General features: G+C 73.1%; 13 protein-coding genes and 1 tRNA gene. 7 read left to right on the top strand and 7 right to left on the bottom strand.

The features are described 5' to 3' along the window. Positions 1 to 139: 139 nt before the first annotated feature. The 3 genes from QRT03_RS22705 to aceE all read right to left on the bottom strand — a co-directional run bounded on the left by QRT03_RS22705 (position 140) and on the right by aceE (position 4,761). Complete coding sequence (locus QRT03_RS22705; protein WP_286055336.1) at positions 140 to 1,375, bottom strand: PucR family transcriptional regulator; 1,236 nt, start codon at positions 1,373 to 1,375, stop codon at positions 140 to 142. 121 nt (positions 1,376 to 1,496) lie between these two features. Beyond that, a complete protein-coding gene (locus tag QRT03_RS22700) occupies positions 1,497 to 1,700 on the bottom strand; it encodes a cold-shock protein (protein ID WP_018331418.1) in 204 nt (67 codons plus the stop codon). Between the two features lie 202 nt (positions 1,701 to 1,902). Continuing rightward, positions 1,903 to 4,761, bottom strand: coding sequence for a pyruvate dehydrogenase (acetyl-transferring), homodimeric type (gene aceE / locus QRT03_RS22695; protein ID WP_286055335.1), 2,859 nt, complete (start codon positions 4,759 to 4,761; stop codon positions 1,903 to 1,905). A gap of 278 nt (positions 4,762 to 5,039) precedes the next feature. Between aceE and QRT03_RS22690 the strand changes: the two genes are divergently transcribed. From QRT03_RS22690 to QRT03_RS22675, 4 genes are all read left to right on the top strand, one after another. Next, positions 5,040 to 5,483 (top strand): DUF3052 domain-containing protein, encoded by a 444-nt coding sequence (locus QRT03_RS22690; RefSeq protein ID WP_286055334.1) that lies wholly within the window; start codon positions 5,040 to 5,042, stop codon positions 5,481 to 5,483. A 52-nt stretch (positions 5,484 to 5,535) separates the two neighbouring features. Further along, on the top strand, positions 5,536 to 6,546 hold the full coding sequence (locus tag QRT03_RS22685; protein ID WP_286055333.1) for an MDR family NADP-dependent oxidoreductase: 1,011 nt from the start codon (positions 5,536 to 5,538) through the stop codon (positions 6,544 to 6,546). Positions 6,547 to 6,607: 61 nt separating this feature from the next. Continuing rightward, complete coding sequence (locus QRT03_RS22680; protein ID WP_286055332.1) at positions 6,608 to 7,078, top strand: peroxiredoxin; 471 nt, start codon at positions 6,608 to 6,610, stop codon at positions 7,076 to 7,078. 57 nt (positions 7,079 to 7,135) lie between these two features. Next, positions 7,136 to 7,207: transfer RNA gene (locus QRT03_RS22675), tRNA-Val, on the top strand. Between the two features lie 94 nt (positions 7,208 to 7,301). Here QRT03_RS22675 and QRT03_RS22670 read toward each other — a convergent pair. Continuing rightward, positions 7,302 to 7,769 carry a MarR family winged helix-turn-helix transcriptional regulator gene (locus QRT03_RS22670; RefSeq protein WP_286055331.1) on the bottom strand — a complete coding sequence of 156 codons (468 nt, stop codon included), beginning with the start codon at positions 7,767 to 7,769 and terminating at the stop codon, positions 7,302 to 7,304. Next, positions 7,766 to 8,491, bottom strand: coding sequence for a hypothetical protein (locus QRT03_RS22665; RefSeq protein ID WP_286055330.1), 726 nt, complete (start codon positions 8,489 to 8,491; stop codon positions 7,766 to 7,768). The genes QRT03_RS22670 and QRT03_RS22665 overlap by 4 nt, the downstream gene beginning before the upstream one ends. Positions 8,492 to 8,621: 130 nt before the next feature. Here QRT03_RS22665 and QRT03_RS22660 point away from each other — a divergent pair, with 130 nt between their 5' ends. Continuing rightward, positions 8,622 to 9,380, top strand: coding sequence for a histidine phosphatase family protein (locus tag QRT03_RS22660; protein WP_286055329.1), 759 nt, complete (start codon positions 8,622 to 8,624; stop codon positions 9,378 to 9,380). Here the strand turns inward: QRT03_RS22660 and QRT03_RS22655 are convergent. Further along, positions 9,356 to 11,734 (bottom strand): ATP-binding cassette domain-containing protein, encoded by a 2,379-nt coding sequence (locus QRT03_RS22655; protein WP_286055328.1) that lies wholly within the window; start codon positions 11,732 to 11,734, stop codon positions 9,356 to 9,358. The two genes, QRT03_RS22660 and QRT03_RS22655, sit on opposite strands and share 25 nt — an antisense overlap. Before the next feature lie 183 nt (positions 11,735 to 11,917). Continuing rightward, a complete protein-coding gene (locus tag QRT03_RS22650) occupies positions 11,918 to 12,505 on the bottom strand; it encodes a DUF3159 domain-containing protein (RefSeq protein WP_286055327.1) in 588 nt (195 codons plus the stop codon). A gap of 231 nt (positions 12,506 to 12,736) precedes the next feature. Between QRT03_RS22650 and QRT03_RS22645 the strand changes: the two genes are divergently transcribed. Together QRT03_RS22645 and QRT03_RS22640 are read left to right on the top strand one after the other, a co-directional pair. After that, complete coding sequence (locus QRT03_RS22645) at positions 12,737 to 13,918, top strand: MFS transporter (protein ID WP_286055326.1); 1,182 nt, start codon at positions 12,737 to 12,739, stop codon at positions 13,916 to 13,918. Between the two features lie 76 nt (positions 13,919 to 13,994). Continuing rightward, positions 13,995 to 14,768 (top strand): class I SAM-dependent methyltransferase, encoded by a 774-nt coding sequence (locus QRT03_RS22640; protein ID WP_286055325.1) that lies wholly within the window; start codon positions 13,995 to 13,997, stop codon positions 14,766 to 14,768. Positions 14,769 to 14,924: the final 156 nt, after the last annotated feature.

Here is a 14,924-nt window from a genome sequence, read left to right as displayed (position 1 = left end):
CAGGCGCCGGGGTGACGAATAGTCGCCGGGGTTCGTTGTCGGGTTCCTACAAGAACCCTTCCCGACGGCGGGTCGCGCATGATCGATCAAGACGTCGCCGATGCTCCGGAGGAGTGCCGATCAGACGGATCACCGCAGGTCAGGGCGTCGGTTCCGCATCGTGTGTGGCGCCGCTCGCACGGAGGCGGTCGAGCGCGATGGCCATTCGCAACAACGTCGCGCCGCGGGCGTCACCTGGATGGGAGCCGGTGAGGTCGGCCACTCGGCGCAAGCGGTACCGGACCGTGTTGGGGTGCACGAACAGGGAGCGGGCGCACGCCTCGAGCACCCCCGCGTGGTCGAGGTAGCTCTCGACGGTCTCGGTGAGCGAGCCGCCGGCCTCCCGCAGCGGGCGCGCCACGTCGTCGACCAGGGTCGTCACGGCGGTGCGGTCGCCCGCGAGGACCCGCTCGGGCAGCAGGTCGTCCGCGGCGACGGGACGGGGTGCCCCGGGGCGGGCGGCGACCGCGCGATGGCCCGCGAGCGCGCGGGTGGCCGAGACGTGCGCCTCGACCAGCCCCGCGACCACCGGACCGGCGACGACGGGGCCCGGCCCGAAGGACTCGCTGAGCGTGGCCACCGCGGCCTCGTCGTCCCCGTCGGCGCTCGACATGATCATCAGCAGTCGACTGCCGTGGGCCCCCAGCAGCACGGCCGTGCCGGCCCGGGCGGCCGCGCGGCGGACGCCGTGGAGCGGGTCGGGGCCGGAGGGGCGGGCGGGGTCGGAGCCGTCGACGGGTGGCCCGCCGACGAGCACCCGGGCGCGGGCGGCCGGGTCCCAGCCGAGCGCGGCCGCGCGGGAGAGCACGGCGGCCGCGGAGTCCGCGGAGTCGCTGTCGCCCCGGACCACCGCGTCGACGACGAGGGCCTCGAGACGGGCGTCCCACGCGCCGCGGGCCTCGGCGGCCGAGGCGTACACCGTGGCCGCGGCGAAGGCGACCTCGCGACCGAAACGCAGCACGGCCGCGACCAGCGTGGCCCGCTCGGCGCGGTTGCCCCCGAGGGCGGGGATGCGCTCCTCGAAGACCTCGGTCGCGATCCGGACCAGCTCGACGGTCTGGCGCAGGCTCATCTGCCGGGCGAGGTCGGGCGGGGCGCTGCGGAACGCCTCCGCGGTCAGCCCTGGGGTGGCGTCCGGGTCGCGCAGCCACGTCACGAAGTTGCCGGCCCCGAGCTGGGTGACCAGCAGGACCCCGGCCCGCTGGTCGGCGGTGAGCCGGCCGAACCACGGCAACCGCGAGGACATCTCGGCCACCCCGGCGCCGGCGACGCCCCCGGTGGCCAGTTCCAGGCGGCGGAAGGTGTCCTCCGAGACCGGGGTGCGGGCCCGGGTCATCGTCGACCCCCTCCTCCTCGAGACCGGCGCGAACTCGAGACCGGCGCGAACGAGAACGGGGCCCCGGTCGGCACGAGTGCCGGCCGGAGCCCCGTTCGTCAGTGACGCGTGTGCGCGCTACTTACAGCGGCGTGACCTGAACGGCCTGCAGGCCCTTCTGGCCCTGCTCGACGTCGAACGAGACGCGCTGCCCCTCGTCCAGGGTCCGGAACCCACGAGACTGGATCGCCGAGTAGTGGACGAAGACGTCAGCGCCACCACCGTCGGGAGCGAGGAAGCCGAAGCCCTTCTCGCTGTTGAACCACTTGACGGTGCCTTCTGCCATTCCTGCTCCTCATACCGATGTCCCGGGGACTTCGGGCGTCCCCGGCCTTCAAGCCGCCGCCGGAGCGATGTACTCCAACCGCCGGACCCGCCGGTGGCCCCGTTGGCTACGAGGTGGACCGGGCGGTCGAGCGACAGCCTAGCGGCATCCCTGGGGGAGGAAACCAGCCCCGAGCCCCAGAAAGTCACCGCGAGGTCACGAGCTAGGCCACCCCGCTGTCGGACTCCTGCGGTCCGGCCGCCTGCGGGTCGTGGACCTGGTAGCGCGCCGCCGCGTCGCGCACCGTCGCGTGATCCACCTCCCCGCGCCGCGCCAGGGCCGCCAGCACGGCGACGACGACGTTCTCCGCGTCCACCCCGAAGTGCCGCCGGGTGGCCGGGCGGGTGTCGGAGAGGCCGAAGCCGTCGGTGCCCAGGGTGGTGTAGTCGCCGGGCACCCAGGGGCGGACGAGGTCCGGGACGGCACGCATCCAGTCCGAGACGGCGACGACGGGGCCGGCCGCCTCGGCGAGGGCGGTGGTGACGTACGGGGTGCGCGGCTCGGCCCCGGGGTGGGCCTGGTTGTGCTGCTCGCAGGCCACCCCGTCGCGGCGCAGCTCGCCGTAGGACGTGGCCGACCACAGGTCGGCCTGCACCCCCCACTCGGACGCGAGCATCTCCTGGGCCCGCTGCGCCCAGCTCATGGCCACCCCGGAGGCGAGGATCTGCGCCCGCGGTCCGGGACCGCCCGGGGCCTGCGCGTAGCGGTACAACCCGCGCAGCATGCCGTCCACGTCGACGCCGTCGGGCTCCGCGGGCTGGCGGTACGGCTCGTTGTAGACCGTCAGGTAGTACATGACGTTCGGGTCGCGGCGGTCCTCGGTCCCGGCCTCGCGCTCCGGGTCCGCGGGCGGCGACTCCTGCTCGTCCTGGCCGTACATCCGCTGCAGGCCGTCGCGCACGATGTGCCCGATCTCGAAGGCGAACGCGGGGTCGTAGGCGACGACGCCGGGGTTGGTCGCCGCCAGCAGCAGCGAGTGGCCGTCGTTGTGCTGCAGCCCCTCGCCGACCAGCGTGGTCCGACCCGCCGTCGCGCCGAGCAGGAAGCCGCGGGCCATCTGGTCCGCGGCGGCCCAGATGCCGTCGCCGGTGCGCTGGAACCCGAACATCGAGTAGAAGATGTAGATCGGGATCATCGGCTCGCCGTGGGTGGCGTACGACGTGCCCACGGCGGTGAACGAGGCGACCGAGCCGGCCTCGTTGATGCCCTCGTGGAGCAGCTGCCCGGTCTCGGACTCGCGGTAGGCGAGCAGCTGGTCGGCGTCCACCGAGGTGTACAGCTGGCCCAGCGGGTTGTAGATCTTCAGGTTCGAGAAGAACGAGTCCATCCCGAAGGTCCGGGCCTCGTCGGGGATGATCGGGACGACCCGCTTGCCGATGCCCTCGTCGCGGGTCAGCTCCTTGACCAGCCGGACGAACGCCATCGTCGTGGCGATCTCCTGCTTGCCCGAGCCGCGCTTGACGACGTCGTAGGCCTTGTCGCCCGGGAGCACCAGCGGCTGGTGGCGCAGCCGGCGCTCGGGGGAGGGGCCGCCCAGCTGGCGGCGGCGCTCGAGCATGTACTGGATCTCGGGCGCCTCCTTGCCGGGGTGGTAGTAGGGCGGCAGGTAGGGGTCGCGCTCGAGCTCGGCGTCCGAGATCGGGACCCGGACCTCGTCGCGGAAGGTCTTGAGGTCCTGCAGCGTCAGCTTCTTCATCTGGTGGGTCGCGTTGCGGCCCTCGAACGTCGGACCGAGCGTGTAGCCCTTGATCGACTTGGCGAGGATGACCGTCGGGCGGCCCTCGTGCTCCAGGGCGGCCTGGTAGGCGGCGTAGACCTTCCGGTAGTCGTGGGCGCCGCGCTTGAGGTTCCAGACGTCGTCGTCCGAGAGGTCCTTGACGAGCTCCTTGGTCCGCGGGTCGCGCCCGAAGAAGTGCTCGCGGACGTAGGCGCCGTCGTTGGCCTTGTAGGTCTGGAAGTCGCCGTCCGGCGTGGTGTTCATGAGGTTGATCAGCGCGCCGTCACGGTCGGCGTGCAGCAGCCGGTCCCACTCCCGGCCCCACACCACCTTGACGACGTTCCAGCCCGCGCCGCGGAAGAACGACTCCAGCTCCTGGATGACCTTGCCGTTGCCGTGCACCGGCCCGTCGAGGCGCTGCAGGTTGCAGTTCACGACGAAGGTCAGGTTGTCCAGGCCCTCGGCCGCCGCCACGTGGATCGCCCCGCGGGACTCCGGCTCGTCCATCTCGCCGTCGCCCAGGAACGCCCAGGTGTGCTGCTGGGAGGTGTCCTTCAGCCCGCGGTTGTGCAGATACTTGTCGAACCGCGCCTGGAAGATCGCGTTGATCGGCCCGAGGCCCATGGAGACCGTGGGGTGCTCCCAGAACCACGGCATGAGCCGCGGGTGCGGGTAGGACGGCAGGCCGCCGCCGGGGCCGGCGTGCGAGAGCTCCTGGCGGAACCCGTCGAGGTGCTCGGCGCCCAGGCGGCCCTCGAGGAAGGCGCGCGCGTAGATGCCGGGGGAGGCGTGGCCCTGGATGTAGACGTGGTCGCCACCGCCGGGGTGGTCCTTGCCGCGGAAGAACCAGTTGAAGCCGACCTCGTAGAGCGAGGCCGCCGAGGCGTAGGTGGAGATGTGCCCGCCGACCCCGACGCCGGGCCGCTGGGCGCGGTGCACCATCGCGGCGGCGTTCCACCGGATCCAGGCGCGGTAGCGGCGCTCGGTCTCTTCGTCGCCCGGGAACCACGGCTCCTGGTCGGTGGGGATGGTGTTGACGTAGTCGGTGGAGAACAGCGACGGCACCGCGACCCGGCGCTCCCGCGCGCGCTGGAGCAGCTGCAGGATCAGGAACCGGGCGCGCTGCTGGCCGGCCGAGTCGAGCACGCCGTCGAACGACTCGATCCACTCGGCGGTCTCGTCGGGGTCGATGTCCGGGAGGTGGGTGGAGAGCCCGTCACGGATGACGTGCACGCGGTTGTCGGGACGGGCGTCGTTCTGCGCTGACAACTGCTGCCACTCCTCGTTCTCGGGGTGCGCCGCCATCGGGGTGTGACGCCGACGATCGGAACCGATTCTGCCTGCGGGATGACCGCACGGCCCCTCCATGGTCACCCCGTGTCGCGACCGCGTCATCTCTACCGGCGGGTAGCCCCGATCCGTCGAGAACCTCGACGACTCGACGTCGTCGCCGGTCCGGCCGCGTGGCTGGTTGCGTCCGGCACCCGCGCCGTGTTCGCTGTGCGTCACGACGCCCCGGTGGGGGTCGGCGAGGCCGGACCCGGACGGGGCCCGGCCCGGGACACGGAGGAGGGACGGGACACGTGGTCGCGGCCGCGGGGGACTCCGACGGCAGCCGGAGCGATCTGGCCAGCAAGCTCGGGGTCGAGCCGGGGATGATCGTCCAGGAACTGGGTTGGGGCTCCGACGTCGACGACGACGTCCGGTCGGCGATCGAGGAACGCTGCGGTGAGGACCTCCTCGACGAGGACGCGCAGGAGGTCGTCGACGTGGTGCTGCTGTGGTGGCGCGACGACGACGGGGACCTCGTCGACGCCCTCATGGACGCCCGGTCGCCGCTCGCCGACAACGGCGCGGTCTGGGTGCTGACGCCCAAGACGGGCTACGACGGCCACGTCGAGCCCTCCGACATCGCCGAGGCGGCTCCCACGGCGGGGCTCTCCCAGACCTCCAACGTCAACATCTCCGACGGATGGGTCGGGACACGGCTGGTGGCGCCGAAGTCGGGGGGCAAGAACCGGCGGTGACCGACCCGACGCGGACGGTTCCCGACCGCCTCAGCGTCCAGCATCGGCGGACGTGAACCCGACACCGCCGCACAGCACCCGCCAGGTCCTCCTCGCCGCGCGCCCGGAGGGCGCGCTGACCCTCGACGCCTTCCGCACCGTCGAGGTCGACCTGCCCGCCCCCGGACCCGGGCAGGTCGTCGTCCGGAACTCGCACCTCTCGCTCGGCGCCGTGATGCGCGAGCAGATGGAGGCCGACGCGAACCTGCCCGACGCGCTGCCGATCTTCCGGGTCGGCGAGCCGCTGGAGGCGTTCGCGGTCGGCACCGTCGTCGCGGGCGCGGCCGACGACCTCCCGGTCGGGACCACCGTCGTGTACGGCAGCCCGTGGGCCGAGTACGCCGTCACCTCCGCGGCGGTCCCGCTCCCCGCCGACTCCCTGCCCGAGCCGCAGTACGCGTTCGCGACCGGCAACGTCGCCACGGCGCTGCTCGGGGTCCGCGACGGTGCGCGGGTGGGCGACGGGGACGTCGTGCTGGTCACCGGAGCGGCCGGCGGGGTCGGGTCGATGGCCGGACAGATCGCGCGGAAGCTCGGGGCGGCCCGGGTGGTCGGCACGGCCGGGTCGGCCGCGAAGTGCTCCTGGCTGGTCGACGAGCTGGGCTTCGACGCCGCCGTCGGTCACCGGTCGGACTCCTTCCTCGACGAGCTGCGCGCGGCGGCCCCCGAGGGCTTCTCCGTCGTCGTGGACCTCGTCGGTGGCGCGCAGTTCGAGACGGCGGTCGAGCTCGCGGCGCCGCACGCGCGGATCGCCGTGCTGGGTGCGCTGGCCGCCCAGTCGGGAGGCGGGTGGCCGCGCTTCGACACCCAGACCGCGATCATGAAGGGGCTGCACGTCTCGGGATTCGCCCTCGCCCATGCCCCGCACCTCATGGCGGAGGCGCCGGCCCTGTTCGGTCGGTGGCTCGGCGAGGGGATGGTGTACCCGAACACGGTCGTGGACGGCGGCCTCGACGCCGCGCCGCAGGCGCTGATCGACCTCCTCGCGGGCGCGTACACCGGCAGCGTCTCCGTCCGGCTGTGAGCCGGACGTCGCTAGGGTGGCGGACGCATCTGTCGCACACCCGTGAGGAGACGCACGCGCCATGACGGTCGAGGTGGGCTCGAAGGCCCCCGAGTTCACGCTGAAGAACCAGGACGGCCAGGAGGTCTCGCTCTCCGACTTCCGCGGCAAGCAGGCCGTGCTCCTGGTGTTCTACCCCTTCGCCTTCTCCGGGATCTGCACCGGCGAGCTCTGCTCGGCGCGTGACGACCTCTCGGCGTTCCAGAACGACGACGTCCAGATCCTCGGCATCTCGGTGGACACCACCTGGTCGCTGAAGGCCTGGGCCACGCAGGAGGGCTACCAGTTCCCGCTGCTCTCCGACTTCTGGCCGCACGGTGCGACCGCCGAGAGCTACGGCGTGTTCTCCGCCGACCTGGGCTTCGCGTTCCGCGGCACCTTCCTGATCGACAGCGAGGGCATCGTGCGCTTCGCCGAGCACAACGGGCCCGGCGACGCCCGCAACCAGCAGGGCTGGAAGGACGCCATCGAGGAGCTCAAGGCCAGCGCCTGAGCTAATTCCCCGTCGGAGACGACGGGTCCCGGGCTACCGTTCCCGGGACCCGTCCCCGGGCGCATAGCTCAGCGGTAGAGCGCCGGCCTTACAAGCCGTCGGTCGCAGGTTCGAATCCTGCTGCGCCCACGTTCGCCCGCGTTCGCCCGCGCCGAGTGCGACATGGCGCAGGTTCGCAGGCCTCCGGACCTGCCTGACGTCGCACTCGCGGCGATCGCCCGGCTCAGGCGCGCCGGTCCTCCGCGATCGCCGCGAGCGCGGCGGCGACCGCGTCGCGGTCGGCCGGCGGCACGCGGTCCAGCACGTGCTCGCGGGCCAGCCGCCGGTGCAGCGGCCGGGCCGCGGCGACCCGGGCGCCACCGTCGTCGGTGAGGACGACCAGGGCGGAGCGCCCGTCGCCGCCGTGCCGGACGCGGCGGCACCACCCGCGGGCGGCGAGCTTGTCGACGACGCGGCTGACGCGGCTGAGCGACAGGCCGATCTCGGCCGCGAGGTCGCTCATCCGCACGGTCGCCTCCGGCGATCCGCCCATCGCGTCGAGGACCGCGAACTCGCTCATCGTCAGCCCGGCGCCGCGGAGCATGGCGTCGTCGAGGAGCCGGGGAAGCCGCTGGGTGACCCGGCCGAGGTTGCGCCAGAGACGCTCCTCCTCCGCGTCGAGCGTCGGCGGCTCCGCGGGCTCGGGACTCACCGCCCGACGATATCGACGACGTCGAAGAACTGCGGGCGGAACCCCGCCACGCCCTCCCAGTACTCCGCGCCGCCGACGAAACCGGGACGGGCGAGGAGGTCGCCGAACTCGTCGAAACCGCTCCACAGCCCCAGGTTGATCACGCGTTCCCCGTCCAGGCTTCGGTGGAAGGTGATCGCGGCGAGTCCCGGGGTACCGATCGAGCCGGGCGCGTGCCGCCGGGCGCGCTCCAGCAGTTCCTCCTGCCGTTCCGGGGCCACGGTGAACACGCCGAAGTGGGCGCGCGGCGTGGCGGTGCGGGAGGCCCGGCTGACCGCTCCCGGCGCGGTGAAGTCCACGGCGAAGGTGCGGGCGTCGACCCGCGTCAGGTCCGCGAGCGCGGGCGCGAGCGACCAGGCGGCGGGCAGCTCGGCCGACGCGGAGTCGGCGACCGCCCACCGGCTGTAGAGCGCGACCTCGCCGGCCTGCCCGGCGAGCAGGAGCCCGCCGCCGAAGCCGGGGACCTGCCGCAGGGTCCCGCGCAGGTACGTGGCGGCACGGTGCACCTCCGGGCGGTCGGCGGTGGAGCGGGTGTGGGTCGGCTCGTGGAGCACGGTCGCGTCGTCCCCCTCGGAGCTCGCCGGGCCCGAGCCGGACGGGGTGAAACGCTCGATCGCGGTCAGGACGCCGGGGTCCGTGTCGATCTCGAGCGTCGTGGGGACGGCGGTGATCGTGGTGGGCATGGGGTCCTCCTCGGTATGTGCTTGCGCTAGCAAGTAAATCAGGACGACGGATTTCGCGCCAGGCCTTCCGTTCGCCCGCCCGCAACGGCCGGGTGGAACACCGCCGCGGCGGCGGGGCAGGCTGGCGACCATGTACCGCGTCGTCCTGCTCCGCCACGGCGAGACCCACGGCTACTCCGGGGACCTCGGGCTGACCGAGCTGGGGGAGTCCCAGGCCCACGAGCGGGGACGGCAGCTGGCGAAGGAGCTCGTGGCCGGCGCCCCCTCGGGCACACGGATCCGCTTCCCACACGCCCCGACCGCCCGGGGTACGGCGACGGCGGTGACGTTGCGGGCCGCCCTGGTCGAGGGGCTCGGCGACGCCCACGGGTTCGACCTCGGCGACCTCGAGCCGGACGCCCACTTCGACAGCCTGCAGTTCTTCCACGACGGCGTGGCCCGCGAGTCCTCGGCCGTCGCGGCAGACCGGATCGCGCTCGACCCGGGGTCGGGAGCCGACCCGGACTGGGCCCTCGAGTACGACCGCTTCGACGCGAACTACGGCGAGCTCTCGAAGACCGGCGGGCCGATCGACCGCTGGCTCACCTCGACCACGCTGCGCTTCGAGCCACCACAGGTCGCGGTCTACCGGCTCTGGGCCGGTGTCAGCGCACTCGCCGCCCCCCACGAGGTCGCTCTCGTGAGCACGCACTCCGGACCGATGCGCGCGTTCGTCGCTGCGGCGATCGGGCGCGACCCCGGCGAGCCGGAGAACCTCGAGCCGGTCGACGTCACGCTCGAGGGCCGGCTCGCGGAGGTCACCTTCCGCGAGCACCGCGTCGTCGTCGAGGTGCCCGACCGGCTGCCGCCGTGGATCGCGCCCGGCTACGTCGCGGGGGACCGCACGTAGTCCGCGAGGTGCTCCCCGGTCAGCGTGGACCGGGACGCGACGAGGTCGGCCGGGGTGCCGGTGAAGACGACCTGTCCGCCGTCGTGCCCGGCCCCGGGGCCGAGGTCGATGATCCAGTCGGCGTGGGCCATGACGGCCTGATGGTGCTCGATCACGATCACCGACGTGCCGGCGTCGACCAGCCGGTCGAGCAGACCGAGCAGCGCCTCGACGTCGGCGAGGTGCAGGCCCGTGGTCGGCTCGTCGAGGACGTAGACGCCGCCCTTCGCCCCGAGGTGGTCGGCGAGCTTCAGCCGCTGCCGCTCGCCCCCGGAGAGGGTGTTCAGCGGCTGACCGAGCCGGAGGTAGCCGAGCCCGACGTCGACCAGCCGCTCCAGGATCCTGTGGGCCGCCGGCAGCTTCGCATCACCGTCCCGGAAGAACTCCTCCGCCTGGGCCACCGACATCGCCAGCACCTCGCTGATGTCCTGCCCGCCGAACCGGTACTCCAGGACGTCGGCCGAGAACCGCTTGCCCTCGCACACCTCACAGGTGACGGCCACGGAGGCGATCGGCCCGAGGTCGGTGTCGATCACGCCGGCGCCGTTGCAGTTCGGGCAGGCGCCCTCGGAGTTCGCGCTGAAGAGGGCCGGCTTGACACCGTTGGCCTTGGCGAACGCCTTGCGGATCGGCTCCAACAGCCCGGTGTAGGTGGCGGGGTTGCTGCGCCGGGACCCGCGGATGGGCGCCTGGTCGACGACCTCCACCCTCTCCAGCCCGGCCACCGACCCGCTGATCAGCGAGCTCTTGCCCGATCCGGCGACCCCGGTCAGCGCCACCAGCACGCCGAGCGGGATGTCGACGTCGACGTCGCGGAGGTTGTGCGTGTCGGCCCCGCGCACCTGCAGCTGCCCGGTCGGCGTCCGGACCGAGTCCTTGAGGGCGGCGCGGTCGTCCAGGTGACGGCCGGTGACGGTGCCGCCGGCGCGGAGCTCGTCGACCGTGCCCTCGAACTGGATCGTCCCGCCGTCGGTGCCCGCACCGGGGCCGAGGTCGACGACGTGGTCCGCGATCGCGATCGTCTCGGGCTTGTGCTCGACGACCAGGACGGTGTTGCCCTTGTCGCGCAGGGCGAGCAGCAGGTCGTTCATCCGGGCGATGTCGTGCGGGTGCAGCCCGATCGTCGGCTCGTCGAAGACGTAGGTGACGTCGGTCAGCGCCGACCCGAGGTGGCGGATCATCTTCGTCCGCTGCGCCTCGCCGCCGGACAACGTGCCGGAGGGCCGCTCCAGCGACAGGTAGCCGAGCCCGATCCGCACGAACGAGTCCAGGGTGTGGCTCAGGGTCTCGACCAGCGGCTTCACCGACTCCTCGGACTCGAGGGCCCGCACCCACTCGGCGAGGTCGCTGATCTGCATCGCGCTCGCCTCGGCGATGTTCACCCCGCGGATGCGCGACGACCGGGCGGCCTCGGTCAGCCGGGTGCCGTCGCACTCCGGGCAGGTGGTGAACACGACGGCACGGTCGACGAAGGCCCGGATGTGCGGCTGCATCGCCTCCCGGTCCTTCGACAGCATGGACTTCTGGATCTTCGGGATGAGCCCCTCGTAGGTGAGGTTGATCCCCTCGACCACGATCTTGGTGGGCTCCTTGTACAGCAGGTCGTGCAGCTGCTTCTTCGTGAAGCGCTTGATCGGCTTCGCGGTGTCGAAGAACCCGCTGCCCCGGAAGATCCGCCCGAACCAGCCGTCCATCGAGTAGCCGGGGATGGTCAGCGCGCCCTCGTCGAGGGACTTCTCCTCGTCGTAGAGCGCGGTGAGGTCGAAGTCGGAGACCGCGCCGCGGCCCTCGCACCGCGGGCACATGCCGCCGGTGATCGAGAACTCGCGCCGCTCCTTGACCTCCTGGCCGTTCTTCGTGGTGGTCACCGCGCCCGCCCCGCTGATCGAGGCGACGTTGAACGAGAAGGCCTGTGCCGACCCGATGTGCGGCTCGCCGAGGCGGCTGAACAGGATGCGCAGCATCGCGCCGGCGTCGGTGGCCGTGCCGACTGTCGAGCGCGGGTCGGCGCCGAGCCGCTGCTGGTCGACGATGATCGCGGTGGTCAGCCCGTCGAGGACGTCGACGTCCGGCCGCGCGAGCGTGGGCATGAAGCCCTGCACGAACGTCGAGTACGTCTCGTTGATCAGCCGCTGCGACTCCGCGGCGATCGTGGCGAACACCAGCGAACTCTTGCCCGAGCCGGACACCCCGGTGAACACCGTGAGCCGCCGCTTGGGGAGGTCCACGTTCACGTCGCGCAGGTTGTTCTCCCGCGCGCCGAGGACACGGATGCGCTCGTGGGTGTCGGCGCTGTGCGCCACGTCGGTGCTCATCGGAGTCTCCATCGCTCGCGTCCGGTGTGGTGTGACGACCCGCCGGCCCGCCGGAACGTGACGAGAGGGTAGCGAGCACCCCCGACACTCACTCCTGTATCGGCAGCCAGGCTCCGTGCAGGCCCAGCGGCACCCGCGTGGGGACGTGCCCCCGCGCGATCGGCCCGGACGCCGGGTCGGCGGTCACGACGCGACCCGCGGCGCCTCGGGCGTCCCCGAGCGGACCTCGGCGGTCGCGTGGTCGGGGTACCACATCGTGAACTTGACGGCGGCGACCAGCAGGAGCGTCGGGACCACCCAGCCGAACACGTCGCTCGTGCGCGGCGTCGTGCTCACGATGAACGCGCTCACCGCCTGCAGGGCGAACGTCAGCGCCCAGACCCCGGTGATCATGACGTTGACGTGCCGGAAGAGCGGGCTCGTCCAGTACTCGCGCGGGGTGCTCTGCCGGGCGTAGTGCTCGGTGAACGGGCGTCGCACGAGCAGGGACCCGACCGCGATCAGCGTGATCGCGATCCCCGAGATCAGCGACGCGCGGTCCTCGAGCCATTGCAGCTGCCCGCGCTCGAGGACGAGCGCCAGCACGGTGAGCACACCGAAGAACGCCGCCCCGCCGGCGTCGAGCACACCGATCTCGCGGGTGCGGCGCAGGTCCGGCACCGCGAGCACCAGCGTGATGACGAACGCCGTCGGTGCCGCCCACTCCCACGTCGAGGGCCCGGACAGCACACTGAACGCGATCCACGGGACGAACCCGAGGATGATCGACATCTTCTGCACGGTGACCCTCTCGCTCTCCGACTACGCCGCTCGACTGACGAGCGGGGCACGACCTCGTCGATGCTGGCACGGAGAGTGACGACGTCGGGAGAGCGTGCGCCGGACCGTGACCGCGCCGCGATCTCCGATCGGCGTACCGTCACCGCCCGCACACCGCACGCCGTCGACGTACGCTCGGCGCCGTGACGTCCGACGTCCCCGGCGCGGGGACCGACTGAGCCGGTGCCCCGACCCCGCTCCGGAGCCGCCTTCGCCGCGGCCTCCGTCGTGTTCGTCGCCGTCTGTGCCGCGGCCGGGGTCCCCGCCCCGCTCTACGTCGTCTACGCGCAGTCCTACGGCGTCTCGACGGTCGCGCTCACCGGCGCCTTCGCGATCTACATCGTCCCGCTGCTGGTCGCCCTGCTCTGCTGCGGGAGCCTGTCCGACCACCTGGGGCGACGGCGGGTCGCGGTGCCGGCCGTGGTCGTCGGGGTCGTGGCCTGTCTGGTCCTCGCGACCGTCGACTCGGCGCTGCCGCTGATCGTGGGCCGCGCGGTCCAGGGCCTGTCGGTCGGGCTCGCGCTGAGCTCGCTCGGGGCGTTCGTGGTGGACCTGGTGCCGCCGGCGCGCCCGGGGCTCGCCGGCGCCGTGACCAGCGGGGCGCCCCCGGGCGGCATCGCCCTCGGTGCCCTGGCCTCCGGGGCCGCGGTCCAGGTGGCGCCGGCGTCCGCGCCCGTCGTCTCCTTCCTCGTGGTGGCCGGGTTGCTGGCGGCCGCGGCGGTCACGGTGGTGCTGCTGCCCGAGACCGTCGAGCGCCGGCCGGGCGCGCTCCGCTCGCTGCGCCCGGTCGTGCGGGTGCCCCCGACGGCGCGTCCGGTGTTCCCGGCGGTGTGCCTCCTGGTGGCGGCGACCTACGTGCTCGGCGGTTTCACCCAGGCCCTGGCCCCGTCGCTGGCGGTCTCCGTCCTGGGGCGCCACGACCTGTTCAGCGGCGCCCTCGCCGTGGCCGTCTACCACCTCGCCGGTCCCGCGGCCGGGCTCGCGGCGAGCCGCCTGCGGGCGACGCACGCGCTGGTGGGCGGGTCCGCCGTGCTGGCCGCGGGGACGGCCGGGTACGTCGGCGCGATCGCGGCCGGTAGCTTCGCGGCCTACCTGGGAGCGGCCGTCGTCGCGGGGGCCGGGTTCGGGATCGCGTTCGCCGGGGCGATGCGGGTCCTGCTCGACCGCAGCCCCGCGGGGACCCACGCCGGCACCCTCGCCGCGGTCTACCTGTTCTGCTACGTCGCGGCCGCCGTGGCGAGCCTGATCGCCGGGGTGGCCGTCGAGGAGTGGGGGCTCGCGCCGGTGGCCTCGGCCCTGTGCGGCGTCGTCGTGGTGATGGTCGCGGCGGGCGCCACCCGCTCCGCCCAGCGGATGCGCGCCTGACCCGATCGGGGGTCCACTCGACTCTGGACGGACCTGTCAGGCTGGGGCCCCGAACGAGCGGGCAGGGAGGCCGGCAGTGACGACCGACCGGATCAGCGAGCACTACGACCGGCTCGCCGCGTCCTACGACGAGCACTGGACCTACGACCCGGAGTACGTCCGGGCGTTCTCCCGGGCCATCACCGGCGCGCTGCGCCTGCACCCGGCCGACGCGATCGCCGACATCGGCTGCGGCACCGGCCTGTACACCCGCCAGCTCGCCGAGGACCTCCAGCCGCTGCGCCCGATCCTGTGCGTGGACCCCGTCCCGGCGATGCTCGACCGCGTCCCGGCCTCGCCCGCCCTGCGGCCGGTGCTCGCGAGCGCGGAGGACGTGGCGTCCGGGCACGTCTCGCTGCCCGACCCGGGACCGCTGGACGCCGTCGTCGTGAAGGAGTCCCTCCACCACGTGTCCGACCGGGCGGGCACGCTGCGCGGGCTGGCGGGGCTGCTCTCGGACCACGGGCGGCTGCTCGTGGTCATGCTGCCGCGGACCATCCCGCACCCGCTGTTCGCGGCCGCCCACGAGCGCTTCGAGCAGCTCCAGCCCGACCCGGACGACGTCCGCGACCTCGTCGCCGCCGCGGGCCTGCGGGCGTCGGTCAGCTACCGGACCTTCCACGTCGCGATCGACCGCGAGCGCTACGTCCGCATGCTGGAGTCGCGGTACATGTCCGTGCTCGACGAGTTCTCCGCGGACGAGCTGGCCGAGGGCATCGCCCAGTTCCGGCACGCGTACCGGGAGGAGCCCGTCCTGCGGTTCGACGACCACTTCGCCTTCGTGACGGGGTGGGTGCGCCCGGCGTCCTGACCCCCGCGACCGGAGGGCTGTCACCCTGCCGGTCGTGAGGTTAGCCTCACCTCATCTCGGGTCGTCTCAGATTGACACCGGAAGCCGGTTCCCGCCGGAGTTCCCTCTGTCACAGTCGAGCGATCCGGACGCGACGACGCGGGAGGGGAGACCGGC

Origin of the sequence: Actinomycetospora termitidis, assembly GCF_030286555.1 — a bacterium.
GTDB classification, from domain to species: domain Bacteria; phylum Actinomycetota; class Actinomycetes; order Mycobacteriales; family Pseudonocardiaceae; genus Actinomycetospora; species Actinomycetospora termitidis.
The sequence above is the reverse complement of the archived record's forward strand: the minus strand, read 5'-3'. Positions and strand labels throughout refer to the sequence as shown.